Genomic DNA, 25,376 nt, shown 5'->3' on the forward strand with positions numbered 1-25,376 from the left:
GGCGCGTCTTCGACGGCACAACGGTAGTCCCGGAGGCTTCCGGTTTCAGCGGATTACTTCCCGGTGTCCGGCTTGCTCCCGGGTGTGCAGTAGGGGCAGAACGGCTCGCGCTGCACGCAGACCTTTACCGCGTCGCTGTCGTTGGCCGGGTCGAGGTCGAGCTCCTTGCCGCCGACAGTGGCGGTGTTGATCGTCTCCCCGACCGCGGTGGCCTTCGCGCGGACGACCAGCGTGGCCGTCGCGCCGCCGGCCAGCGTTCCCACGGTCCACGTTCCACCGGCGTACGTGCCGGTCGACCGCGTGGACGACAGGAAGGCGAGGTTGGCCGGCAGGACGTCCTTGACGGCGACGCCGGTAGCGTCGTTGGGCCCGGCGTTGGCGACCGTGACGCGGTAGATGACGGTCTCGCCCACGGTGACCTCGGTCTTGTCCGCGGACTTGACCACGCTCAGGTCGACGGCCGGGTTGACCTCGGTGACGGCGTCACCGCTGATGGAGGTGAGCGTCTCGGGCTCGGGGCCGAGCCGGTTCTCGTAGGCCACCGCGCCGCTGTTGACGACCTGCCTGCCCGCGACCGACCGGCCGACCTTGACCCGGAACTCCACGGTGGTGCCGTCCGGCAGCGTGGTGTCGTTGGCCAGCCGGCCCCCTGCCGTGCCCGTGGCGCCGTCTCCCAACCTGAACGAGACAGCACCGGTGGCGGCGTCGAACTCGGCCCGGTCGTCGCCGGCCTGGTCGGTCATGGCGCCGCTGCCCGGGCCGCCCACGACGCGGAGCGAGCCGGGGACGTAGGTGGTTCCGGCCGGGACCTTGTCGGTGAGCCGGACGTTCTGCGCGACGTCGCCGCCCTTGTTGACGGCGGTCAGCCGGTAGGTGATCTCGGCGCCGACGTCCACCGGCCCCTGCGGGCTCGCGGACTTGGTGACGACGACGCACGGCGGGGTGCCGAAGAAGACGTCGTCGAGGAAGTTGCCGACCGACGCGTTGCCTCCGGCGGCGGAAATGGAACGGAAGGCGAACCTGGTGGTCGTCTGCCCGGGGGGCACGGTGTAGCTGCCGTGGTAGGTGCCCCACTTCCCGGTGCCGTCGGACATGGTCCCCTGCTGGGCGGGGCCCGAGGGAGCGCCGATGTCCAGCGCCATCTGGTCGGTGCCGAGACGCCCGCGGTGGGACAGCCGCCAGTACAGCTTCTGGCCCGGGGTCGTCGGACGGTCCTGGTAGAGGGTCGAGACCTGGTTGGCGTTCAGCTCCGCGAACTGCGCGCCCTCGACCGCCGGAACGTTCATCCGGGGGCTCCAGATCTCGATCATGTGATCGGTGGCGGTCGTCCGCCAGCCCGGCACCGCGTTCGGGTTGTTCTGCGAGGCGTCGGAGAACGGAGCCCACGTCCCGGCGACGACGGGCTTCTCGAACCCGCCGTTGACCAGCGCCACCTGCTCGGGACACGACGCGGGGTTCGGCGCCGCCGTGGCCCCGGCCTCGGCACGGGCGGCCGCGGCGTCGGCCGGGACCGCTCCGGACAGCGTCAGGGGGACCACAGCCGCCACCAGGGCGGCGACGGGGTAACACATCCTGTGGATGTGCCTCATCATGGGGATCCTCTCGTCGGCGGTAACTCACCAGGCCGTACGACCGGCGCTGGCACCGAGCGAGAGACTCACCCGGAGAGCGCGGGTGAGGTGGGCTGACACGTGCGGCCGTGCCAACAGTTGGCCGGATCTTGTTCTCTCCCGACTCTGTGCAGGCGAGATCTGGATCTTCCGGGTAATGATCAGGCGAAGCGTGCAGACGGTGGAGGTGGAGGTGGCTCAGCGGGCGGCGCGCACGGTCTCACGCGCCGCGCGGGCGAGCTTCTCGTCGAACGGCCGGCCCAGCTCACGCGCGAGCTCGATGGTCCGGCCGAGCAGCGCCAGCGCCTCGTCCCAGAGGCCCGCCGCGCGGCACGTCTCGGCGTAGGCGTGCAGGACATCGATCTCCAGCTGTACCTCGGCCAGCGGTTCCAGCAGCTCGAAGGCCCGCCGGTGGTGTTCGAGCGCCTTCTCGGGTGAACCCGTGATCCGCAGCGCGACACCGAGACAGTTGTGGCACCACGCCTGGTTGTGCAGAAGATCGTGCTGCTCGGACAGCCGCAACGCGTCATGCAGCGTTCGCAGCGACTCCGCCGGGTCGTCCGGTGCCAGCGCGAGACCGAGGGTGACCAGCCCGGTGATCCGTGCGGGCCCTTCCGCCAGGGCGAGGGATGCCTGGGCGAGTTCGACGGCTTCGCCGCGCCGCCCGAGGTGAAGTGTCACCCATCCGTCGAAGGCCAGCGCCTGGGACTGCCCCGCGTGGCGCCCTATTCTCTCGAACAGCTCGCGTGCACGCCGGAAGTGCGCCTGTGCCGCGTCGAGGTCGCCGAGATCCCGGCGCACCATGCCGATACGCAGCGCCAGGGCGGCCGCGGTGTCGTCGTCCGGCCCCGACCGCTCGGCCAGTTCGTAGGCGGAGAGCGCCTCGGTGAGGCGTCCGGCGGTGGCACGGACGTAGCCGAGGTCCGCGAGCAGCGAAGCCCGCTGCCGGTCGCGGCCGAGACGCGCCGCGGCCGTCGCGGCGGCTTCGAGCATGCGTGCCTGGTCATCGGTTCCGCGGTGCCGGAAGAACCAGACCCGCATGGCCTGCGGCAGCTCGGCCACCACCTCGTCCATGCCGAGGCGTACGGCGGCGTCGAAGCAGGCCACCAGGTTGACGTACTCGAGGTCGAACCAGGCCATGGCCCTCGCGGGATCTCCCGGCGAGGGTTCCTTGCGGTCCGGCGAGGGCAGGGCTCGATCGTTGGCGACGGCCTGCGCCAGACAGTGCGCCAGGACCCGGCGCAGGCCGGCTTCGGCCCGCGGCTCCTCGTCGGCGGCGATGTCCGCCGCGTACTGCCGGATCAGATCGTGCATCCGGTAGCGCCCGGGCGAGGGCTCCTGGACCAGGTGGGCGTCGACCAGCTCCTCCAGCGCGGCGCCGGCCCGGTCGGGCGGCATGTCGGTGAGCGCGCCCGCCACCGCCGCGTCGAAGTCGGCGCCCGGCAGCACGCCCAGCAGCCGGAACATGCGGCGCTGGACCGCGTCGAGCTGCTGCAGCGACATTCCGAACGCGGAGTCGAAGCGGCCGGGAGTGGCGCGCAGCCGCTCGGCCAGCACGGCCACCGTCCAGCCCGGGCGGTGGCGAAGCCGCGCGCCCGCCATCCGCAGCGCCAGCGGGAGCCCGCCGCACTGCCGCAGCACCTGGTCGACCGCTTCCTCTTCGGTGAGCGATAGCCCGGCCGCCCGGCCGAACAGGTGCACCGCGTCGTCGTCGGTCAGCGGCTCCAGGGAAACCGGCGGCACTCCGTCCAGGCTGACCAGCCGGTGTCGGCTGGTGACCAGGACCGCGGACTTCCCCGCGCCGGGGAGCAGCGGACGCACCTGCTCCGCGTCGACCGCGTTGTCGAGCACGACGAGAATCCGCCTGCGGGACAGCTCCGACCGCCAGAGCGCCGCGCGATCGGCGGTGCCGGCCGGGGGGTGCGTGACGTCCAGCGCGCCCAGCAGCCGGCCCAGCGCGGCGTGCGGCTCCAGCGGTTCCTGACCCGGGGTGAAGCCCTGGAGGTCGAGATAGAGCCCGCCGTCCGGATACGCGGGGACGAGCCGATGGGCCACGTGCACGGCCAGGCTGGTCTTGCCCACGCCCGCCATGCCGTCGATCGCGGCCGCGCCAGTGGTGCGCAGCAGCTCTTCGACCAGCGCGGACTCCGCTTCTCTGCCGGTGAAGTCGAACAGGTCGGCCGGCAGGTCGTTGCGGCGTCGGGCGGGCGCCGCGCCTGCTTCGGCCGCCTCGGCCCACAGCGCGCGCAGTGGCCGGGGATCGCGTCCCACGGCCCGGCACAGCGCCACGACGGCCTCCCATGGCGGCACGAGCCGGCCGGTCAGATACCGCGACAACGACGAGCTGCTCAGATTCGTCTGGCGGGCAAGGGCGCGCAGGCTGAGCCCGCTCAGCTCCTTGATCCGGGAGAGCTGAGCCACCAGTCGCTCCTGGGGGCCGGACACGTGCAACACCGTACCCGTCCCGGCCCACGCAGACGGATCGGCGATGCGTTCGCGCAGTTCAATCGGGTTCTGCCTGTCCCACGGTGTCCCACGGACCAGGCGGGCCCCGGCACGCCGATGGTCGGATAGCACCTGTCGGAAACACCCACGACGAAGGAGAAGCGATGTCGACCGAGCGCATGCCGAACCCGGCGGCTTTGATCCCCGAGGCGATGGAGGCCCTGATGGCGGTCAACAAGGCCATCGCGGGTGCCGGAGCGGACGGCAAGCTGCTGGCGCTGAGCCACCTGCGGGCCAGCCAGATCAACGGCTGCGCTCCGTGTGTGGCCGGGGGCGTCCACCAGGCCCAGCGGCACGGGGCGACCGCAGACCAGGTGCACGCCGTCGCCGCGTGGCGGGAGACTCCGTGGTTCAGCGACGAGGAGCGCGCCGCGCTGGCCCTGACCGAGGCCGTGACCCGGCTCGCCGACCAGGCAGACCCGGTGCCGGACCAGGTGTGGGACATGGCCGCCAAGCACTTCGACCAGAAGGAACTGGCCGCACTGCTGCTCAACATCGCGATCGCCAACGCCTTCAACCGGCTCAACGTGCCGACCCGCCGGCAGGCGGGCACGTGGTGACACCGTTCCCGATCAGCACCACCCCAAGCCGTACGTCGCGGAAAGAGGAAGTCGTCATGTCGAACACCAGGAAGACCACCACCGCCGAGGGCCAGAAGCACGACGGTTTCACCGTGGAAGAGCGCGACGCGATGAAGCAGCGCGCCAAGGAGCTGAAGACGAGCGCTCGGCGGGGCGCCAAGGCCGACACGGAGAGCGAGGTGCTCGCGAAGATCGCCGAGATGGCGGAGCCCGACCGGGCGATCGCCGAGCGGTTGCACGCCCTGATCAAGGCCGGCGCGCCCGACCTCACGGCGAAGCTGTGGTACGGGATGCCCGCGTACGCCCGCGACGGCAAGATGATCTGCTTCTTCCAGCCCGCGGCGAAGTTCAAGGCCCGTTACGCGACACTCGGCTTCAGCGACGAGGCGGCCCTCGACGAAGGCACCATGTGGCCGGCCTCGTACGCCCTCACCGAGATCACCGCCGACGCCGAGGCGAGGATCGGCGCGCTCCTGAGGCAGGCGCTGAGCTGAGGATCGGGCGCCGGTCTAGTCGGGAACCGGGCCCAGCCCGAGAACGGCGCGCAGAGCGTTCTCCAGGTCGGTGGCGCGGTCGAAACCGCCGGCATGGCCAGTGAGGAAGGCGAAGGTGTAGCCGGCGGCTCCGGCATAGTTGCCGCCCAGGCCGCCCATCCCGTAGTCGTCACCCTCGACGCCGAAGCCCAGCCCCCAGCTCGCCTGTGCCCCGAAAACCGCGTCCGGCCCCGAGCACTGGGCGGTGGTGGCCTCGGCGAGCAGGTCGGCTGACAGCAGCCGCGGCAACGCGGAGTAGAACCCGGCGGCCGCGCGGGCGGTGCCGTGGCCGTTGACAGCGGGGATCTCGGCGGCCCGCCAAGTGGCGGAGTTGACCACAGCCGGGTCCTGGGCACCGAGCGGATTGCCGATCGCCCGGTGGTAGAGGCCGGGTTTGCCGTCCAGCGCGGCGGCCCGGAACGCTGGGGTCAAGCCGGTCAGCTCGATCGCCCGTTCCTGTTCGGCGGGGCCCAGGCCGATGTGAAAGTCCAGCTCGTGTGGGCCGCAGACCTCCTCGGCGAGAAAGCGGCCGAGCGTCCGCCCGTCGGTGCGCCGGACCAGTTCACCGACCAGGTGCCCGTAGAACAACGCCGACTCGCCGTGCGCGGTCCCCGGCTCCCACGACGGCTCCTGCGCGGCGAGAAGCGCGCACAGCCGGTCCCAGTCGTAGAAGGTCTCTGTGGGTACCGGCTGGTCCAGTGCCACCACGCCGGCCTGGTGCGACAGGACATGTCGTACGGTCGCCGGCGCCGTGAACTCGGGCCAGTAGCGCTGCATCGGGGCGTCCAACTCCAGCACGCCCCGATCCACGAGGAGCAACGCACAGACCGCCGCGAACGGTTTGGTCACGGAGTACGGCATGACGATGCTGTCGCGTGACCAGCCGGGTCCTCCCCACAGGTCGACGATCCATCGGCCGTCCAGCTGGGCGGCGACCGCTGCCCCCGCTCCTCCGGCCTGCCGCTTCAGCACATCGGCGAAAACGTCCCGTACCTGTTCGAAACCCGGTTCCACCGTTCCGCTGATCACGGCCACTCACCCTAGGAACAAAGGTCAGCCGGAGGCAATCGGGATTCGGTGACGACAGATCGGCGATGCCACGTCCCCCACGCAGATGCACACGCGAAGGCCCTCGGGGGCGGCCATCGGCCGAGGGCGACGTCTCCCAGGAGGAGGATGTCCCGACCGCGGAGGATCACCCCAGAGGGGGACATGGAATCAAGGACCGCTTTGACGACCGGGAAGGGGGACCACTTCTACCGTTCGATCCATGATTTTCAACACGAACTCATTCCGCCGCACGGCAGCCGGGGTTGGTCTTGTCCTCGCCGCCCTCGCATTCCCGGCCGCGGCACAGGCGGCCACGACGCAGACCTCCGCCGCGACGGCCGGCAACACGCCCCAGCTCTACGGCATCTACTCGACGTCGGACGCATGCCTGCGTGCGGCTGCCGAATACACCGCTGCCGGGAAGTCCGCTGTCTGCCGTCCGAGCAGCATCTATGCGAGGCCGCCCCTCTGGATGCTGTACGTCTCGTAGACCGCATCGAGGTAGAGGTAACCGATGTAACGGTTGCCGCCGAGCTGCCGTATGAAACGCAAAAGGCCCTCCCGGAACTCCCGGGAGGGCCTTTGTGGTGGAGCCGCCTAAGGGAATCGAACCCTTGACCCCTTCATCACGAGGAAATTTGAACGCTCATTCCGATCAGATGGCGGCGCTTCCGACACGGTGTGGATCATGTCCGTCGCGATCTCGCGTTTTGGTCTGGTTCGGGCAGAGGGGTTCGGGGAGCGGGCGGGCGGTGAATGTTTCATCTCGGGATCGATGATCTTCAGGTGGCGTCCCATGTGAGGCAGAGGCACCACCCGCGGCCGAGCCCCACGTCAAGGCGCGGTCACCCGCGTGAGGCGCCCCCGTCGCCGGACCTGGCGTGCCGCCCGCCATCGGACGGCTTCGGTGAGCGGGCAATCCGATATGCCACATTCGTCGGCTGTCGTGACAATATTTCTGACAACATTGTCAGACTCGGTGGTGACCGCGCACCGCGGTCCCGCCGGCGCCGCGCCAGACCCCTTCCCTGGCAACCCCCCTCGAACGACCCCGGTAAGGACTGATACGAATGTTCGCCTTAACCACCCGTGGTCGGCCGTGGCCGCGCGCTCTGGCCGCCTTCGTGGCCGCGCTCGCCTCGGTGGCCGCCATGATCGTGGCGAGCTCGACGCCCGCGTCGGCGGCCACCTCGACCGTGGTCGGCGTGGCGTCCGGCCGCTGCCTGACCGTGGCCGGCAACTCCACGACGCCAGGCGCCCGCGTCACCATCTACGACTGCAACGGGCAGGCGAGCCAGACGTGGACCTCCACCACGGCCGGAGAGCTCCGGGTGTACAGCTCCCCGAGGTGCCTGGACGTGGTCGGTCAGGACACCACGCCGCCGGCCACGCTGCAGATCTCCACCTGCACCGGGGCGGCCAGCCAGAAGTGGCGGATCAACTCCGACGGCAGCATCGTCGGCGTGCAGTCCGGCATGTGCCTGGACGTGAGCGGAGCCCGGACCGCCAACAACACCCCGGTGCAGTTGTGGACGTGTAACGGGCAGAGCAACCAGAAGTGGACGACGTCCACCGGAAGCGCCGACACCCAGCCTCCGACGGTGCCGGGCAACCCGCGGGTGAGCGGCCTGGTGTGCGACTCGGTCACGTTCGCGTGGAGCGCCTCCACCGACAACGTCGGAGTGGCGTTCTATGACGTCTACCACGACGGCCAGCTGATGAAGTCGGTGAGCGGGACCACCCTGTCCACCACCCTCACCGTGGTCCCCGGTTCGACGTGGGGTCTGTACGTCAACGCGCGCGACGCGGCGGGCAACGTCTCCCAGGCGAGCGCGACGGTCACGATCACGCCACCGCAGTGCCAGTCCGACACTCAAGCGCCCACCGCCCCGAGCCAGCTCACCGGCTCCGCGTCCGGCACCACGGTGACGTTGCAGTGGACCGCGGCCACCGACAACGTCGGGGTCCGCGCCTACCTCGTCTACCGCGGCGGCACGCTGGTGGGCACGGTCACCGGCAACCCGCCGGCCACCACCTTCATCGACAGCGGGCTGTCGGCGAACACGAGCTACCAGTACTACGTGGTGGCCCGCGACGCGCAGTCCAACGTCTCGTCGCGCAGCAACACCGCGACCGTGACCACCGGCGGGGGGTGCGCCGACTCGGTGTGCGGGGTGACGCAGATCGCGACCGAGACCGACCTCCCGTGGGGTCTGCTCACGCTGCCCGACGGCACGATCCTCTACAGCCGCAGGGACGTCCACGACATCATCCACCTCGACCCGGCCACCGGGGCGAAGACCAACATCGGCACGGTGCCGAACGTCGACGACACCGACGGCGAGGGCGGCCTCATGGGGCTGGCCATCGCCCCCACCTTCGCCAGCGACCACTGGCTGTACATGATGCACACGACGTCGACCGACAACCGGATCGTCCGCATCAAGCTGGAGAACGACCAGCTCACCCTCAGTTCTGAGCAGATCCTGCTCACCGGGATCCTGCGCAACAAGTACCACAACGGCGGCCGCCTGCGGTTCGGCCCGGACGGCAAGCTGTACGCCAGCACCGGCGACGCCCAGAACGGCGACAACGCGCAGAACCTGAACGGCCTCAACGGCAAGATCCTGCGGCTCAACCCGGACGGCACCGTGCCGTCGGACAACCCGTTCGGCACCTACGTGTGGAGCTACGGGCACCGCAACCCGCAGGGGCTGGCGTTCGACTCGCAGGGCCGGCTGTGGGAGCAGGAGTTCGGCAACTCCATCATGGACGAGACCAACCTGATCACCAAGGGCGGCAACTACGGCTGGCCGGCGTGTGAGGGGACGACGGGCACCTGCGGCACCGCCGGGTACATCGCGCCCAAGCGCACCTACCCCGTGGCGGAGGGCTCCTGCTCCGGCATCGCCATCGTGAACGACGTGATCTACATCGCCTGCGAGCGCGGCACCCGGCTGTACCGCGTGCCGATCAGCGGGAGCAGCCTGCCCAGCGCGCAGGTGTTCTTCAACGGCACCTACGGCCGGCTGCGCACTGTGGAGCCCGCTCCCGACGGCGGCCTGTGGCTGACCACCAGCACCCAGGGCGACAAGGACGGCATCCCGAACAACGGAAACGAGAAGATCTTCCACGTCACGCTCGGCTCCTAGCTGTAGCCGGCACGACGGCGCGGCCGGTGGTCTTCGCGAACACGCGGACCACCGGCCGTCCGGGCGCGGCCTGGTCCGCCGCGGCGGCCGGTGCCGAAGAGATCTCCCGCCTGGTCGGCCACAAGCGTAGTCACGCAGTTAGTCACGCAGAAGCCCTCTGGATCTCTCCAGAGGGCTTCTGAGGTGGAGCCGCCTAAGGGAATCGAACCCTTGACCCCTTCATTACGAGTGAAGTGCTCTGGCCGACTGAGCTAAGGCGGCAGGCCGCGTACGGCTTCGCACAGTCTACAGGGTCGGCCGGGCTCTCGTGCACCGGTCACCGTCCGGTGTGCCGCGCCCGCACGGGCTGCCGCCGTACGCGGGAAAGGGGCCGGCTCGGACGGCGGGCGGGGAAGATCGGCGAGACCGGGTAAATTCTCCCTCGCCGCCTCGGGATCGTCCCTTTACCGGGAGACGGGACAAGCCCGGCGCAGGTGTCACAGGAAGAGCGCTCCGTCTCTCCCGGCCAGGTCATCCGGCCGGAGGGCGCCGCATGACATTCTCCGGAACCGCTCGCGTCCGGTGGCCGCTCCCGCCGGCAGGCGGCATGCTGGTCCTCGTCACGCAGACGACGGCAGGGGAACGACGAGCATGCGACTGGCCGGCCAGACCGCGAAGGTCACACACAGGACGAAGCGGCGAAGCGATGGCCCGGGCCGGCGCCTGGCGGCCGCGGCAGTGATCGCGCTGCTGCCCGTCAGCGCCTGCTCCGCCCGCACTCCGGCCCCGTCGTCCCAGCAGCCCGGTGTGACCAAGGCGCTCCCGGCGATGCGGACGCCCGCGTCGGAGCTGCGCCCCTTCTACGAGCAGCGGCCCGACTGGAGCGACTGCGGCGACGGCTTCCAGTGCGCCAGGATCCAGGTCCCTCTCGACTACACCAAGCCCTCCGGCGAGCGCATCGAGCTCAGCGCGATCCGCCTCCCGGCCTCCGGCACGCGGGCCGGCTCGCTGCTCATCAACCCCGGCGGACCGGGCGGATCGGGCATCCAGTACGCGCGGGCCGCCAAGTCCGTGGTCAGCGAGCGGGTACGCGAGCAGTACGACGTCGTCGGCTTCGATCCGCGCGGCGTCGGCGAGTCGACTCCCGTCCACTGCATGACCGGCGCCCAGCTCGACAAGTACGTCGGCATGGACTCCAGCCCGGACAGCCCGGCGGAGGTCACCGAGCTGGACGATGCGTCCAAGCAGTTCGCGGAGCGGTGCGAAGCCCAGTCGGCCCGCCTGCTGCCGCACGTGGGCACGGCCGACGCGGCCAGGGACATGGACGTCCTGCGCGGCGTCCTGGGCGACGCCGGGCTCACCTACCTGGGCAAGTCGTACGGCACCTACCTCGGCGCGATGTACGCCGAGCTGTTCCCCAAGAACGTGCGGGCGCTGGTGCTCGACGGCGCGGTGGACCCGGCCATGTCGGCCATCAAGTCCAACGAGGTGCAGGCCAAGGGCTTCGAGGTGGCGCTGAGGGCGTTCGCCGAAGACTGCTTCCTCGACGGCGCCTGCCCCTTCACGAGCCGTACGGTCGACGGCGCGATGAAGGAGATCAGCGACCTGCTGGCGAGGGCCGACCGGCAGCCGCTGAAGAACGATCTCGGCGACGGCCGGGTCGTCAACGAGGCGTGGACGGTGCTCGGCATCGCCACCCCGCTCTACGAGCGCACCGCGTGGCCCCAGCTGCGGCAGGCCCTGGGCCAGGCCATGACCCACGGCAACGGCACGTCCCTGCTGCGGATGGCCGACCTGCTGGTCGACCGCCGGTCCGACGGGACGTACTCGAACCAGACCGAGGCGAACATGGCCGTCAACTGCGTGGACCACCGCTATCCCACGTCGCTCGACGCGTACGGCAAGGCCGCCGACGCGGCCGGGAAGACGGCCCCGCACTTCGGGCCGTTCGTGATGTGGGGTTCGCTGCCCTGCGCGTACTGGCCGGCGAAGTCGGCCGAGGCCGACAAGCCGATCAAGGGCGCGGGCGCGCCGCCCATCCTCGTGGTCGGCACGCTGCGCGACCCCGCCACGCCGTACGAGTGGGCGCAGGGGCTCGCGAAGGAGCTGACCTCGGGCGTGTTGCTGGGCTACGACGGAGACGGCCACACGGCCTACCGCAGCGGCTCGACCTGCGTGGACACCGCGGTCGACGACTACCTGCTCACGCTGCGCGCGCCCAAGAACGGCACGGTCTGCCCGAAGGCGACCTGACAAGCGGTTACGAACGGGCCGGTACGCGACGCGTGCCGGCCCGTTCGACGACCGTCGCCCCGGTCTCCGACTCCAGCGCCGGGGCGTACCCCGCGGCGCGCAACCGGGCGAGGGTCTCCTCCTCGCCGGCGGCGCTGATCAGCACGGTGGGCGCGATCTTGCGCAGCCCCAGCGCGCGCAGCGCCTGCGCACGGGCGAGTTCCTCGATCAGCGCCTCGTCGTCCGCGCGGAGGCAGCACCCGGACCGCACCACCCGGATCCGGCCGTGCACCCGGGCCGTGTCCTTGACCAGGTATTCGAGGGTCTGCGGCAGCGGCCCCTCTGCGGCCTCGGAGAGCCGCGCGAGCAGGTCGTCGGCCTCGTAGCCCTGGTCGAACGCGCGGCGCACGGTCGCCGCGCTCAGCCGCCAGACCACCGCGTGCCCTTCCGACTCGCGCTCCGCGACGCCGTCCAGCAGTTCGGCGAGGGACGGGTCGGGCATCCCGGGCACCACCGCCGTCAGGTCGGCCTGGAACCGCGCGGTGGCCTGGGCGGGCGGCAGCATGGCCGACAGGGCCGTGGTCAGCGCGGCCTCCGGCGACCGCCATGCCTCACCGCTGACCAGCAGGTCCCGTACGGCGTGCCCGACGGCCGTGAGGGCGCCACCGGCGGTCACGCCGAGCAGCCCGGCCTCGCGCAGGATGGCGCCCGCCTGCTCGGCGCCGAGACGCGCGGCCGAGACGTGATGGGGACGATGCCAGGCGGCGCGGAGCATCAGGTAGGGGAGGCCGTCCGGCGGAAGGCCCTTCCCTGGAGGCACCGCGGCGAGGGCTTCGAGCAGGGCGTACCTGAGGCTGACCGCGTGCGGATCCGAGGGCTCGGTGAGGGCGACGGGCGTCCCGGCCTCCGCGGGCCAGTGGGTGTAGGTCGCGGGCAGGGTCGCCCAGGTGCCGATGATCCTGGCCAGCCGCTCGACGGGCGACCGCTTGAGCCAGGTGTCGTACTCGGTGGTGGGCAGCAGGTTCACCATCGGTTCGGGCAGCCTGCCGCGGTGGCCCTTCGGGCGCGGCACCGGCTCGGCGTACAGGCCGAGCAGCTCCGCCTGCGTGGCCAGGTCGATCCAGAACCTCGCGAGGTCCTCGCCCACGCCGGCGGCCTTGGCGATGCGCCTGGTGTCCCGCACCGCCAGACCGCCGGCCTTGCGCAGGGTGGGCGGCTGATCGACGCACGCCGCGAGCAGACGTTCGATCTGGGAGAGCGCGGAGGTGGCGGCCGCCTGCGCGGTCCCCTCCGCCCCGTCCGCACCGGGGAGGTCGTCCGGGGGCGGCGGCGGATCGGGGGTGAACGGCACGCGCGGCCCGCCGAGGACCGCCGTGGCCACCTCGAACGGCACCTCCGCCACGTCGGGCGGCCCCGCCGGGAGCAGCAGGCCGTGCGCCACCAGCCAGTCGGTGGCCGGGTCGCCGGAACCCCCGGGGCGGACGACGTACCTGACGTTGTGCTGGTAGCCGTACCCGCTGTGGACCTGGTAGGCGTGGGTGCGCAGCCGTGATCCGTGCCCGACGAGGCGGAGCAGCCAGTCCCGTACGGACGCGGGGGCGCCCGCGACCAGGGCCCGCACCCGCTCGGGGTCGCCCAGCAGGCCGAGCACGTTCCGTTCCGCGACCTCCCGTACGCGGGCGTTCGGGAACCCCAGGACTTCGGCGATCGCGTGGACCTCCGGGGGGTTGAAGTGCGCGGCGAGAAGCTCGGCGGCGGGACGCCCGAGCCCCGTCTCGCCGGCGAGGTCCATGTGGACGGCGCCGGGCACGATCACCTGGTCGCCGTGCGGCGGGAGCACCAGCGCCATGCCCGCCAACTCGTCCAGTACGGCGTCGGCGGCCGTACGGCGGTCGAGGCCGGGTCCGGCCAGCAGGTCGAGCACGTCGGCGCGGGGCACGGCGCGGGAGGCCGGATCGTCCCCCTCCAGGTGATAGCCCAGCGGCCCGTGCCGCTGCGCCGCCAGCCAGGCGACGGCCGCGAGCGCCTGCCGCTGGGGCAGGGTGCAGAACCTGACGAGCGGCACCACCGCCTGCCGCCGGAGCAGCAGCCGGGCCAGGTCCTGCGGCGGGATGTCCTCGTCGACGACGAAGCCCACCCGGGCGAGCAGCAGCCGCCGCTCGTCGGGCGACCTGGTTCTCAACCACGTGGTCAGAAGCCGGGGCGTGCTCACCACGGCACCCTACCCGCGGTCCACCGGCCGCCGGCCCTTCACCCGGAGGTCCTCAGCCCGCGTGCTCCACGGCCCAGGCGCAGATGGCGGCCAGCGGTTCGCGCAGCGTACGGCCGAGATCGGTCAGCGCGTACTCGACGTGCTGGGGCGCGGAGTCCTTGACCACCCGGCGTTCGACCATGCCGTCCGCCTCCATGCCGCGCAACGTCTCGGTCAGCACCTTCTGGGTGATGCCCGGCAGCCGGCGGCGCAACTGGCCGGGCCGCTGGGGCCCGGCCAGCAACGCGTAGATCACCAGCACCCGCCACTTCGCCGCGAACCGCTCCAGCGCCTGCCGCGTCGCGCAGCTCTCCTGCAGTACGTCCGGAATCACCGGGTCCATCTCGTCTCCCTGCCCTGTGGGATGGGTACCTGGAAGTGCCTTCTGGCGCCGTGGTTCAGGCACGCCTAGCCTCACGCTCACCGCGAGATCACACACTAGGACGGGGACGCGGGCATGAGCGATATCACGAATCATCCATATACGACGGCCGGTCGGGGCCTGCCCGGCGCGCCGATGACCGCCGTACGGACCGAGCGGGTCACGTTCTCGGCGGGCGGTGTCGATCTCGTCGGGGATCTCCGGCTGCCGGATCTGCCGGGGCCCGCCCCGGCCGTCGCGCTCACCGGGCCCTTCACGGGAGTGAAGGAGCAGGTCACCGGGCTGTACGCGGAGCGTCTCGCACGGGCGGGGCTGGTCACCCTGGCCTTCGACCACCGGGGGTTCGGCGAGAGCGGCGGGCGGCGGGGCCATGAGGACGGCGAGGGCAAGCTCGCCGACCTCCGCGCCGCGGTGAGCCTGCTCGGCGGCCGGCCCGAGGTCGCCCCGGGCCGGGTAGGGCTCGTCGGCGTGTGCCTCGGCGGCGGGTACGCGGTGCGGGCCGCCGCCTCCGATCCCCGGGTGCGCGCCGTCGCCGGGATCGCCGGCGCGTACAACAGCCCGGTCTGGTTCGCCGAGCGCATGGGCGTCGACGCCTACAGGGGCGCGCTCGGCGGCTTCCTCGACCGGTACGACGAACTCCTGCCCGCGGTGACGCCCGGCGACGGCGAGGCCGCCATGCCCGGCGCCGAGCCGTACGCCTACTACGGCACCTCCCGCTCGGCGTCACCACACTGGGTGAACGAGGTGACCCGGGGGTCGCTCCACTCGCTGATGACCCTCGACGCGCTCGGGGCCGCCCCCCTTCTCGCCGCCACGCCGCTGCTCGTCGTGCACGGCCGGGCCGACGCCTACTGCGCGCCGGAACTGGCGGCGGAGCTCGTCGACCGGAGCCCGGGCAAGAAGGAGGTGATCTGGCTGGACTGCCGGGAGCACATCGATCTCTACGACGTGGAGCCCTACGTCACCCGGGCCGCCGACGCGACGGCCGCCTTCCTGCACGACCACCTCTGACCGGGTTTCATTCGGCGTCGCCGGCGGTGGCCGTCCGCGCCTCCCCGTACGTCGCGTCGTGGGCCTTACGGGGGGCGCACACGCTGGCCCGGGAGCAGGAGCAGCGGCGGCCGCCGTCGTTGAGGCGGACCACGACCGAGTCGGAGGGCACGTTGTGCCCGACCACCGTGCCGGGACCCTCGGGGGTGTCCACGGCGAGACCGGCGCGCGGCGCCGAGGCCCGGAACTCCTGGTAGAGCGGGTGCTCGTACTTCAGGCAGCACATCAGCCGGCCACAGGCGCCGGCGATCCTGAGCGGGTTGACCGGCAGGTCCTGGTCCTTGGCCATGCGGACGGAGACCGGCTCGAAGTCCTTGAGGAACGTGGCGCAGCACAGGTCACGGCCACAGGGGCCGATGCCGCCCTGGATCCGGGCCTCGTCGCGCGGGCCGATCTGCCGCAACTCGACCCGCGCCCGCAGGTTGCGGGCGAGGTCGCGCACGAGCGCGCGGAAGTCCACCCGGTGCGGGGCGGAGAAGTACACGGTGTAGACGTTGTCGACGTCCAGGTAGTCGACGCCGATCACCTTCATCGGCAGCTCGTGCCGTTTGATCAGCCGCTTGGAGACGCTGCGGGCCTCCGCCCTGCGACGGCGGTTGACCTCGTCCCGGGCCAGGTGCTCCTCACCCGCGACGCCCTGGCACACGGGCAGGCCCTCGACGTCCTCGCTCACGTACTGCGGCGCCCACACGCACTCGGCGACCTCCGGACCGGAGTCCGTCGGCACCAGGACCTTGTCGCCCACCTTCGGCGAGTGCGCACCGGGATCGAGGTAGTAGAGCCGTCCGTAGCGCGTGAAGCTCACGGCCATCATCATGCCCAAGAGCCGGCCCTCCTCGGTTCTGTACGGCGGTCGCACGCCGAGCGCCCGGAACCACCATACGTCCCGTCCGGGACTGGCAATCATCCCCTGTGGACGACTCCGGGCGAGCGGAGGGCGAGAGTCATGGCCTCGACCGCGATCTGCGGGTGGACGTTGGCCGCGAGCCGCTCCCGGCACTTCATGATCGCGTCCGTACGGCGGAGCGTGTCCTCGGGCGAGGACGCCCGCGCGACGGCCTCCACCTCGTGCCTGCGGTCCTCGTTGGCCAGTTCCACCGAGGCGCCGAACTGCACGGCCAGCACGTCGCGGTAGAACGCCATCAGTTCGAGCAGCGCGAGGTCGAGCGAGTCGCGCTTGATGCGGGTCGCCCGTGACTTCTGCATGGTCTCGAGTTCCTTGAGCGCCCCGGCGCCACCCCGCACCAGGCCCTTGTTGAGCCCCTTGCCGGTGGACCCCTCGCCGTAGACCCGGCGCAACTCGGCGGTCTCGACCTCGTTCAGCGCGGTCGTGGCCGCGTCGGCGTCCTCGGTGGAGGTCTTCACCAGGCGCTCGGCGGCGGTGACGCACTCCGCCACGCCCGTCAGCGAGCGGGGGATCGACAGCACCTCGGCGCGGCGGCGCCGCGTCTCCTCGTCCAGGGCGAGGCGGCGGGCCCGGCCGACGTCCCCCTGCGCCGCCCGCGCGGCGTCGAGCGCCACGTCGTGGGGCACCCCGTCACGGGTCGCCAGCACGTTCGCCACGGCCTCGGTGGAGGGCGTGCCGAGCGTCACGACCCGGCAGCGCGACCGGATCGTGATGATCATGTCGTCCGCGGACGGCGCGCACAGCAGCCACACCGTCCGCGGCGGCGGCTCCTCGATCGCCTTGAGCAGCGCGTTGGCCGCCTGCTCGGTGACCCGGTCGGCGTCCTCGAACAATACGACCCGCCAGCGGCCGAGCGTGGGCGCCCCCGCCGCCTTGAGCACGAGCTCACGCGTCTGCCGCACGCCGTACGACAGGCCCTCCGGCCGTACGAACGTGACGTCGGGGTGCGAGCCGACCTCGACCTGGTGACAGGCGTCGCAGTGGCCGCAGCCCTGCTCGGGGCAGAGCAGCGCGGCGGCGAACGCCTTGGCGGCGGTGGACCGCCCGGAGCCGGGCGGGCCGGTGAACAGCCACGCGTGGGTCATGCCCGCGCCACGGCCCCCGGCGACGGCCTCGGCGGCGGCGGAAGCCGCCCGCCGCAGCACGCCGATCGCCCGGTCCTGCCCGATCAGATCCCCGTAGACGGTCATTCGCTATCCGAAGTCACGGATGGCGGGCATCGTGCCGGTGGCCTCCTCGGCCTCGTACGGCACCGGATCGGGCAGGATGTCCCGCACCCGGTCCTGGATCAGGAGCGTCACCTCCCGCTGCTCCAGCGTGCCGTCCACCAGGAGATACCGGTCGGGGTCGGCGGCGGCCAGCGCGCGGAACTCCCGGCGCACCCGCTCGTGGAACTCCAGCGGCTCGGCCTCGATGCGGTCGGCCGGCGAGGCCATCCGCCGCAGCCCGACCGACGGCGGCACGTCGATGAGCACGGTGAGATCGGGGACGAGCCCGCCCGTCGCCCACTTGTTGATCTTCGCGACGTCCTCGGGGTCGAGCGACCGCCCCGCGCCCTGGTAGGCCAGGGAGGAGTCCACGTACCTGTCGGTGATCACCGTCGAGCCCCGCCGGAGCGCGGGCACGATCACCTTCTCCACGTGCTCGGCCCGGTCGGCGGCGTACAGCATCGCCTCGGCACGGGCGGAGAGCCCCTGGTGGGCGGCGTCGAGCAGGATCGCCCGCAGCCGCATGCCGACCTTGGTCGAGCCCGGCTCGCGGGTCTGCACGACGTCGAAACCCTGGTCGCGCAGCCAGATGGCGAGCAGCCGCGACTGGGTCGTCTTGCCCGAGCCCTCGCCGCCCTCGAACGCGATGAACAGCCCGCGTGCGGGCTCCGCCTCGTCGGGGACGAACCGCCGTCCCCGGAGGGCGGCCAGCAGGTCGGCCCCGATCGGCACGCCCGGCCGGTCGTCCATGTGGCGCAGCGCCAGCACGCCGACGGCCACGGCCAGCAGCGCGCCGAGGAGCAGCACGAGGTTGGCCCCGTCGAAGCGGTAGGTCAGCTCGGAGATCCGCAGGTAGTGCCGGCCGAAGAGCGCGGCCAGCGCCGAGGCCACCGCGACGACCAGCAGCAGCACGACCCGGCCCAGCGACTGCAGGAAGGCGAACGTACGGCCGCGCAGCCCGTCCTCGACCTCCAGGCCGATCGTGGTGTAACCGATGATCCAGGCGATGCCGGCGCAGGCGCCCAGCACCACCGTCAGCACCACGACGACGACCAGGTTCTGGATGAGCGCGACGGCGGCCAGCGTGACCCCCGCGCACAGGATCGACAGCCCGAACATCCGCCGCCGCGACAGGCCGCCCAGCAGGCGGGGGCCGAAGAACATGCCGAACGCCATGCCGAGGAAGACGGCGCAGAACACCGTGCCGTACCCCGCGTCGCCGCCACCCATCACCTGCACGTACGCCTTGGCGACGCCGATGACCGCGCCCCCGGCGGCGAACGCGCCGAGCATGCCGATGATCAGCCCCCGCACCACCCGGTTGCCGCCGACGTACCGCCAGCCCTCGGTGATCTGCCTGAGCACCGACGGCGCGGCCACGTGGCGGACGTGGTCCTTGGGGATGGCCCGCAATGTGAAGATCATCACGGCGGAGGCGAGGTAGGCGAGCGCGTTGAGATAGAGCGCCACGCTGGTCGCCGCGACCGTGAACGCCGGTACGGCCGCCGAGATCGTGGTGATGACCCCCGACAGGACCGCGAACAGGGCCGCGGCCACGGGAGCGGTGCCGTACGTCACGAGGAGGTTGAGCTGGTTGGCCTCCTCCAGCCGCTCCTTGGGCACCAGGTTGGGCACGGTCGCGTCCTTGGCCGGCACCCAGAACAGGTTCACGCACTCGACCAGGAGCGTCGCGACGAGCAGCCACTGGTAGCCGCCGATCAGCGGAATCGACAACACCACCGCGAACCTGAGGACGTCGGCGACGACCATCGTCAGCCTGCGGTCGAACCGGTCGGCCACCGCTCCCGCGAGCGGGCCGAGCAGGATCGCGGGCAGCATCTTGGCGACGAAGACGCCGCCGATGGCGAGGCTCTGCGTCTGGAAGCCGGACGGCGCGGTGAGGTTACCGGCGAGGGCGGTCAGCGCGATGATGTTGAGCCAGTCACCGAGGCTGCACGTCGCCATGGCGGTCCAGAGCCTGCGGAACGGCGCGTTCGCCAGCACGTGCGGCTGCTTGCGTCGCGCGGCGGCCCGGGCAGGAGTGCTCATGATGTCAGCGTATCCAGGGTGTTCGCTGGGCTGGGAGACGGACGAGCGGGCCGCTCGGGCCTGCTCGTCGCCTGAGGGTATTACGTCCGCCTCGTCCTCGCTCTCATGATGACGGCAATGCTCTACGCCGATTCCCGCCGCCCGCCCGGCGGGACGGCTCAGGCGCGCAGCTCGATGAGAGTGATCTCGGGTGGGGCGCCCACCCGGACGGGCGGGCCCCAGAAGCCCGCGCCCCGGGTGACGTAGATCTGGGTGTCGCCGCCGCCCTGGCGCGGCACGCTCGCGAGCCCCGCCACCACGGGCTGCTGCAACGGCACGAGCAGGTTGAACGGCGCCATCTGGCCGCCGTGGGTGTGCCCCGAAAGCTGGAGGTCGACGCCGTGCGCGGCGGCCTGTGCCACCTGGACGGGCTGGTGGGCGAGGAGCACGACGGGCCGGTCCGCGTCGCGGCCCCCGAGCGCCCTGCCCATGTCCGGGCCGTCGCCCGAGAGCGCGCCGTTGAGGTCGTTGACGCCCGCGAGGTCGAGCACGGCTCCCCCGTGCGTGATCTCGACCCGCTCGTTGCGCAGCGGCCGGACGCCGAGCGAGCGCAGCTCCTCGATCCACTCCTGGGGGCCCTCGGCCGTGTAGTACTCGTGGTTGCCGGTCACGAAGTACGCGCCGTACCGGGATTCGAGGGACTTGAGCGGGGTGGCGAGACGGCCGAGCTCGGCCACCGTACCGTCGACCAGGTCGCCCACGATCGTCACCACGTCGGCCCCCAGGCCGTTGATCATGCGGACGATCCGCTCGGTGTGGCCCCGGCCGGTGAGCGGCCCGAGGTGGATGTCGCTGACGGCCGCGATGCGCAGCCCGCTCATCCGCGGATCGAGCCGCGGCAGGCGGACCGGCACCCGCTCGATCACCGGATCGCCGAGAGCCCGGGTCACGCCGTAGCCCACGGTCGCGAGCGCTCCCGCCGCCACGACGGCGGAGGCCGTACGCGAGATGAACAGCCGCCGGTCGATCGCCGGCGCGTCCGCTCCGGGTCCTCCCCCGGCCGGTCGGCCCCCGGAAGCGGAGCCGCCGGAAGCGGCCACCGGAGTCGTGGAGTCCGGCGCGGCCGGCCCCGGGACCGCGGCGGACTCCCCGGCCGCCGTACGGGCGAGGACCGACGCGTCCTCGGCGTCGTCCACCGCACCGTCCACCGCACCGTCCACCGGGGCCGTGCCCGGGGTGGTGCGGCGGCCTCTCGCCAGGGCGAACGCCGCGATCGCCCGGGGCACCTCCGCGACCAGGCCGAACACGAACAGGTAGAACATCAGGGCCAGCCACAGGTAGCCGGGCCAGGCGACGACGCGCACGACCTCCACGCCGGAGAGCCGGCTCCCCGCCATGGTCACCACCATCAGGGCGGCCAGGACCACGAGCGCCCACGTCAGCACCCGGCGGAGGCGCGAACCCGGCGTCGTCGACGCCCGGACCAGCCGCCGCCACAGATAGACGTGCACGACGGCCACCGCCGTCAGGATCATGACCAGGAACCCCACGAGAACTCTCCTCGACCGGCTGACGATCAGGGGCCGGCTGACGACGATGCTACGAGGAGCCACCGGCGGCCGCGTTCCCGGGAGCCGTGGCGAGAACGATCACCGGCAGGCCCGCCCGGTGAAAGTTTCACCTCCGAGTCGGCCCGATGCCGCGCCACCATCGGCGATCTTTGCCCCTGACCAGGAGCAAGCGGACGATCGCGGCAGAAACGTCCCTCAGACGTGGCCCCGGTGACTCCCCCGGGTGCCGACACCGACCGAACGACAACGAGGTGACACATGAGAAGTCCCCGCTACCTGGCCTGGCTGGCCGCAGGGGCGGCGGTCGCCGCGGCGATCGCGCTCTCCGGCGTGCCCGCCGGAGCGGTGGCCGCCACGCCCACCCCCAGCCCGAGGCCGTCCGCGGCCCCGTCGCCGAGCGCCGAACCCGGCGCGCCGACGACACCGTCCAACGTGCAGCTGTGCCCGCCGCCGGTGCCGACCGGCACCACCCAGGGGTACGTCGGCCTGTGCTGGAGCGCGTCCACCGACGACGTCGGCGTCACCGGCTACGAGGTCTACCGGCTCACGGCCGACGGCTTCGTCAAGGCGGCGTCGACCACCAGCACCCTCACCGTGTTGAGCGGGCTGGTCTACGGCAAGGTCTACACCTTCTACATCGTGGCCAAGGACGCCGACGGCCACACGAGCCCGCCGACGGCGCTGATCAACACGCGGGCCGTGTCCGGCATGGTGGTCAGCCCGAGCCCGATCCCCGGAGACAGCACCCCGCCCAGCAAGCCGACCGGGCTGCGCGACAACTGCGTGGCCGACTTCCCCGGCACGGCGTTCTGCTGGACGGCCTCGACCGACGACGTCGGCGTCACCGGCTACGCCATCTACCGGCTCACCTCGACCGGCTGGCTGCTGGTCGGAACCCGGACCTCGCCCTACTTCATGGAGGGCAACCTCACGACGTACGCCAGGTACACCTACATCGTGGTCGCCAGGGACGCGGCCGGCAACGTCAGCGTGCCGTCCGACCCGATCACCACCACCGCCCTGCCGGGGTTCCCCACGCCGAGCCCCTCCGTAAGCCCCACGCCGACGCCGAAGTCCACACCCACTCCCAACTGCAAGGTCGCCTACACCCAGTCGACCTGGTGGACGGGCTTCTCCGCCAGCGTGTCGATCACGAACACGGGCAGCACGCCGATCTCGGGCTGGACGCTGCGGTTCGCCTTCCCGTCGGCGGGCGAGCGGATCACGCAGGGATGGTCGGCCGACTGGAACCAGGGACCGGATAACACCGTCACCGCTTCCAACATGGCCTGGAACGCCAACATCGCTCCCGGCGCGTCCGTGAGCATCGGTTTCAACGCCTCGCACACCGGCGTCTCCGACGCGCCGAGCACTTTCTCGCTCAACGGCGCGCCCTGCGCCGTGGCCTGACCACTCCCCGGGCGCAATCCGCGCCTGGATCCGACGCTGCACCCCGGTGGCGGCCATGCCGCCACCGGGCCGCCACCGGGGTCATGCGGTCAGGACTTGGCGGCGGGCTTCTTCGTGGTGGTCCTGGCCCGGGTGGTGGTCCGCTTGGGGGCGGGCGCCCGCTCCCGCCGGTCGGCCAGCAGCTCCGCCGCCCGCTCCAGCGTGATCTCCTCGACCGTGTCGCCCTTGCGCAGCGACGCGTTGGTCTCGCCGTCGGTGACATACGGGCCGAAGCGGCCCTCCTTCACCACCACCGGCTTCTTGGAGTTCGGGTCCTCGCCCAGCTCCCGCAGCGGCGGAGCGGCGGCGGCACGGCCGCGTCCCCGCGGCTTCGGCTGGGCGAACAACTCCTTGGCCTGCTCGATCGTGACCGTGAGCAGGTCCTCCTCCGACGCGAGCGACCGCGAGTCGGTGCCCTTCTTGATGTACGGCCCGAACTTGCCGTTCTGCGCCGTCACCTCCTCGCCGTCGATCGCGCCCACCACACGCGGCAACTGGAGCAGCTTCAGCGCCTGCTCCAGCGTGATCGTGTCCAGGTCCATCGTCTTGAACAGCGAGCTGGTGCGCGGCTTGGGGGCGTCGGCCTTCTTCGTCCGCTTCCTGCCGTCCGCCGGGGCCGGCTCCTCGGGCAGGATCTCCGTGACGTACGGGCCGAACCGGCCGTCCTTGGCGACGATCCTCCGGCCGGTGGCCGGGTCGACGCCGAGATCGCGGTCGCCGCTCGGGCGCGAGAACAGCTCCTCGGCCTTCTCCGCGGTGAGGTCGTCGGGCGCCATGTCCTCGGGGATGTTCACCCGGGCGCCGTCGCGGTCGAGGTACGGCCCGTAGCGGCCCACCCTGATCACGATGTCCGTCCCCTTGATCGGGAACGAGCTGATCTCCTTGGCGTCGATCTCCCCGAGGTCGGTGACCATCTCCTTCAGGCCCTCGTCGCCGTCCCCGGCGCCGAAGTAGAACCTGCGCAGTTCCGGCACCCGCTCGGCGCGGTCGTTGGCGATGTCGTCGAGGACCTTCTCCATCTCGGCCGTGAAGTCGTAGTCGACCAGGTTGCCGAAGTGCTGCTCCAGCAGGTTGACCACGGCGAACGCGAGGAACGACGGCACCAGGGCGGTGCCCTTCTTGAACACGTAGCCCCGGTCCAGGATCGTTCCGATGATCGACGCGTACGTCGACGGCCGGCCGATCTCGCGGTCCTCCAGCTCCTTGACCAGCGACGCCTCGGTGTACCGCGCGGGCGGCTTGGTCGAGTGCCCGAGCGCGGTCAGTTCGGCCGCGGTGAGCCGGTCGCCCTCGGTCAGCGTGGGCAGGCGCTTCTCCGAGTCGTCCCGGTCGGTCGCGGGGTCGTCGGCGCCCTCGACGTACGCCCGCAGGAAGCCGTGGAACGTGATCGTCCGGCCGGTGGCGCTGAACTCGACCTCCACCGGGTCCGCGGCCGTCCCGGCGGAGCCGTCGCCGCCCGCGCCGGACGTACCGGCCACCTTGACCGACACCGACTCGCCGACGGCGTCCTTCATCTGGGAGGCGACCGTACGCTGCCAGATCAGCTCGTAGAGCCGGAACATGTCCCCGGCGAGCCCGGTCTCGCCCGGCGTGCGGAACTCCTCCCCGGACGGCCGGATCGCCTCGTGCGCCTCCTGGGCGTTCTTGACCTTGCTGGTGTAGGCGCGCGGCTTGTCCGGCACGTACGCCGCGCCGTACAGCTTGATCGCCTGGCTGCGGGCCGCGGCGACGGCGGTCTCCGACAGCGTGATGCTGTCGGTACGCATGTAGGTGATGAAGCCGTTCTCGTACAGCCGCTGGGCCACCTGCATCGTGTACTTGGCGGAGAAGCCCAGCTTGCGGCTCGCCTCCTGCTGCAGGGTGGTCGTCCGGAACGGCGCGTACGGCTTCCGCGTGTACGGCTTGCGCTCCACCGAACGCACCGCGTACGAGGCGCCGGCGAGCCGTCCGGCGAGGGCGGTCGCGGCGGCCTCGTCGAGGTGCAGGATGTCCGGGCTCTTGAGCCGGCCGGTGGAGGCGAAGTCGCGGCCCTGGGCCACGCGCCTGCCGTTCACCCCGGTCAGGGTGGCGGAGAAGGTCCGGGGGTCGTCCCCGGCCCGGCCGGTGTCGAACAGCGCCTGGAGGTCCCAGTAGGCGGCCGCGGTGAACGCCATCCGCTCCCGCTCGCGCTCCACGACCAGGCGGGTGGCGACCGACTGCACGCGCCCGGCCGACAGCCGCGGCTTGACCTTCTTCCACAGGACGGGACTGACCTCGTAGCCGTACAGGCGGTCGAGGATGCGCCGGGTCTCCTGGGCGTCGACCAGGCGGAGGTTGAGGTCGCGGGGGTTGGACACCGCATCCCTGATCGCGTGCGGGGTGATCTCGTGGAACACCATGCGATGCACCGGGATCTTGGGCTTCAGCACCTCGCGCAGGTGCCAGGCGATGGCCTCGCCCTCCCGGTCCTCGTCGGTGGCGAGGTAGAGCTCGTCGGCCTCCTTGAGAAGCTGCTTGAGCTTGGAGACCTGTGCCTTCTTGTCGGGGTTGACGACATAGAGCGGCTCGAACTCGTGGTCGACGTTCACCCCGAGGCGGGCCCAGGCCTCGCTCTTGTACTTCTCCGGGATGTCGTCGGCCTTCTCCGGGAGATCACGGATGTGGCCGATGCTCGACTCGACGATGTAGCCGCGCCCGAGGTACCCGGCGATCGTCTTCGCCTTCGCGGGCGATTCCACGATCACCAGGCGGGTTCCGCCGGCGTTGCCGTTGTTGGCTGGCACGCTGCTTCCTACCTCGCTGTCCGCTGTCGTTCCCCGTGTATCCGGGAGTTTCCGGGTGTTTCACGTGTTTCCGGGTTTCGTGCGCTCCGGCTCACTGACACCCTCGTCGCCCGGGGCGGGGGTGCC

17 protein-coding genes and 2 tRNA genes are annotated in these 25,376 nt (G+C 71.7%); 7 read left to right on the forward strand and 12 right to left on the reverse strand.

The window, feature by feature from the left end; all coding sequences use genetic code 11:
- Positions 1–53: 53 nt before the first annotated feature.
- Positions 54–1,592, reverse strand: a complete 1,539-nt coding sequence (locus HHX37_RS33630) for a DUF11 domain-containing protein (protein ID WP_220503365.1) — start codon at positions 1,590–1,592, stop codon at positions 54–56.
- 216 nt (positions 1,593–1,808) lie between these two features.
- On the reverse strand, positions 1,809–4,055 hold the full coding sequence (locus HHX37_RS33635) for an ATP-binding protein (RefSeq protein WP_220503366.1): 2,247 nt from the start codon (positions 4,053–4,055) through the stop codon (positions 1,809–1,811).
- A 164-nt stretch (positions 4,056–4,219) separates the two neighbouring features.
- On the opposite strand from HHX37_RS33635, the gene HHX37_RS33640 reads away from it, so the two are divergent.
- Positions 4,220–4,675, forward strand: a complete 456-nt coding sequence (locus tag HHX37_RS33640; protein ID WP_182882418.1) for a carboxymuconolactone decarboxylase family protein — start codon at positions 4,220–4,222, stop codon at positions 4,673–4,675.
- A gap of 56 nt (positions 4,676–4,731) precedes the next feature.
- Positions 4,732–5,190: an iron chaperone gene (locus HHX37_RS33645; protein ID WP_182887975.1), complete on the forward strand. Its 459-nt coding sequence runs from the start codon at positions 4,732–4,734 to the stop codon at positions 5,188–5,190.
- A 15-nt stretch (positions 5,191–5,205) separates the two neighbouring features.
- Here the strand turns inward: HHX37_RS33645 and HHX37_RS33650 are convergent, their stop codons facing one another.
- The gene (locus tag HHX37_RS33650; RefSeq protein WP_220503367.1) at positions 5,206–6,258 is read right to left on the reverse strand and encodes a serine hydrolase domain-containing protein; all 1,053 of its coding nucleotides are present in this window, start codon (positions 6,256–6,258) and stop codon (positions 5,206–5,208) included.
- A 241-nt stretch (positions 6,259–6,499) separates the two neighbouring features.
- Here HHX37_RS33650 and HHX37_RS33655 point away from each other — a divergent pair, with 241 nt between their 5' ends.
- The gene (locus HHX37_RS33655; RefSeq protein ID WP_182882421.1) at positions 6,500–6,769 is read left to right on the forward strand and encodes a hypothetical protein; all 270 of its coding nucleotides are present in this window, start codon (positions 6,500–6,502) and stop codon (positions 6,767–6,769) included.
- A gap of 98 nt (positions 6,770–6,867) precedes the next feature.
- Here the strand turns inward: HHX37_RS33655 and HHX37_RS33660 are convergent.
- Positions 6,868–6,946, reverse strand: a tRNA-OTHER gene (locus HHX37_RS33660).
- 403 nt (positions 6,947–7,349) lie between these two features.
- On the opposite strand from HHX37_RS33660, the gene HHX37_RS33665 reads away from it, so the two are divergent.
- Entirely contained in the window at positions 7,350–9,431 is a 2,082-nt protein-coding gene (locus HHX37_RS33665) for a PQQ-dependent sugar dehydrogenase (RefSeq protein ID WP_182887976.1), read from the forward strand.
- Between the two features lie 184 nt (positions 9,432–9,615).
- On the opposite strand, the gene HHX37_RS33670 is transcribed toward HHX37_RS33665, so the two are convergent.
- A tRNA-Thr gene (locus tag HHX37_RS33670) sits at positions 9,616–9,692 on the reverse strand.
- A gap of 369 nt (positions 9,693–10,061) precedes the next feature.
- On the opposite strand from HHX37_RS33670, the gene HHX37_RS33675 reads away from it, so the two are divergent.
- Positions 10,062–11,663: an alpha/beta hydrolase gene (locus tag HHX37_RS33675; protein ID WP_182887977.1), complete on the forward strand. Its 1,602-nt coding sequence runs from the start codon at positions 10,062–10,064 to the stop codon at positions 11,661–11,663.
- A gap of 7 nt (positions 11,664–11,670) precedes the next feature.
- Here the strand turns inward: HHX37_RS33675 and HHX37_RS38035 are convergent, their stop codons facing one another.
- Together HHX37_RS38035 and HHX37_RS33685 are read right to left on the reverse strand one after the other, a co-directional pair.
- The gene (locus HHX37_RS38035; RefSeq protein ID WP_182887978.1) at positions 11,671–13,854 is read right to left on the reverse strand and encodes a helicase-associated domain-containing protein; all 2,184 of its coding nucleotides are present in this window, start codon (positions 13,852–13,854) and stop codon (positions 11,671–11,673) included.
- A 52-nt stretch (positions 13,855–13,906) separates the two neighbouring features.
- Entirely contained in the window at positions 13,907–14,236 is a 330-nt protein-coding gene (locus HHX37_RS33685; protein WP_182887979.1) for a winged helix-turn-helix transcriptional regulator, read from the reverse strand.
- Positions 14,237–14,350: 114 nt separating this feature from the next.
- On the opposite strand from HHX37_RS33685, the gene HHX37_RS33690 reads away from it, so the two are divergent.
- Complete coding sequence (locus HHX37_RS33690) at positions 14,351–15,286, forward strand: alpha/beta hydrolase (RefSeq protein ID WP_220503368.1); 936 nt, start codon at positions 14,351–14,353, stop codon at positions 15,284–15,286.
- Positions 15,287–15,293: 7 nt separating this feature from the next.
- Here the strand turns inward: HHX37_RS33690 and HHX37_RS33695 are convergent, their stop codons facing one another.
- The 4 genes from HHX37_RS33695 to HHX37_RS33710 all read right to left on the reverse strand — a co-directional run bounded on the left by HHX37_RS33695 (position 15,294) and on the right by HHX37_RS33710 (position 21,018).
- Positions 15,294–16,142 carry a PSP1 domain-containing protein gene (locus tag HHX37_RS33695; RefSeq protein ID WP_111697829.1) on the reverse strand — a complete coding sequence of 283 codons (849 nt, stop codon included), beginning with the start codon at positions 16,140–16,142 and terminating at the stop codon, positions 15,294–15,296.
- A gap of 86 nt (positions 16,143–16,228) precedes the next feature.
- On the reverse strand, positions 16,229–17,422 hold the full coding sequence (locus HHX37_RS33700; protein ID WP_111697830.1) for a DNA polymerase III subunit delta': 1,194 nt from the start codon (positions 17,420–17,422) through the stop codon (positions 16,229–16,231).
- Positions 17,423–17,425: 3 nt separating this feature from the next.
- The gene (gene tmk, locus HHX37_RS33705) at positions 17,426–19,489 is read right to left on the reverse strand and encodes a dTMP kinase (RefSeq protein WP_111697831.1); all 2,064 of its coding nucleotides are present in this window, start codon (positions 19,487–19,489) and stop codon (positions 17,426–17,428) included.
- A gap of 158 nt (positions 19,490–19,647) precedes the next feature.
- Positions 19,648–21,018 carry a metallophosphoesterase gene (locus tag HHX37_RS33710; protein ID WP_310740661.1) on the reverse strand — a complete coding sequence of 457 codons (1,371 nt, stop codon included), beginning with the start codon at positions 21,016–21,018 and terminating at the stop codon, positions 19,648–19,650.
- Between the two features lie 279 nt (positions 21,019–21,297).
- Between HHX37_RS33710 and HHX37_RS33715 the strand changes: the two genes are divergently transcribed.
- Positions 21,298–22,449, forward strand: coding sequence for a cellulose binding domain-containing protein (locus HHX37_RS33715; protein ID WP_182887980.1), 1,152 nt, complete (start codon positions 21,298–21,300; stop codon positions 22,447–22,449).
- A gap of 89 nt (positions 22,450–22,538) precedes the next feature.
- Here HHX37_RS33715 and topA read toward each other — a convergent pair whose 3' ends face one another.
- The gene (topA, locus tag HHX37_RS33720; protein WP_182877917.1) at positions 22,539–25,250 is read right to left on the reverse strand and encodes a type I DNA topoisomerase; all 2,712 of its coding nucleotides are present in this window, start codon (positions 25,248–25,250) and stop codon (positions 22,539–22,541) included.
- Between the last annotated feature and the right edge of the window lie 126 nt (positions 25,251–25,376).

The sequence above is a fragment of the Microbispora sp. H10885 genome (assembly GCF_014161415.1).
Lineage (GTDB): Bacteria > Actinomycetota > Actinomycetes > Streptosporangiales > Streptosporangiaceae > Microbispora > Microbispora triticiradicis.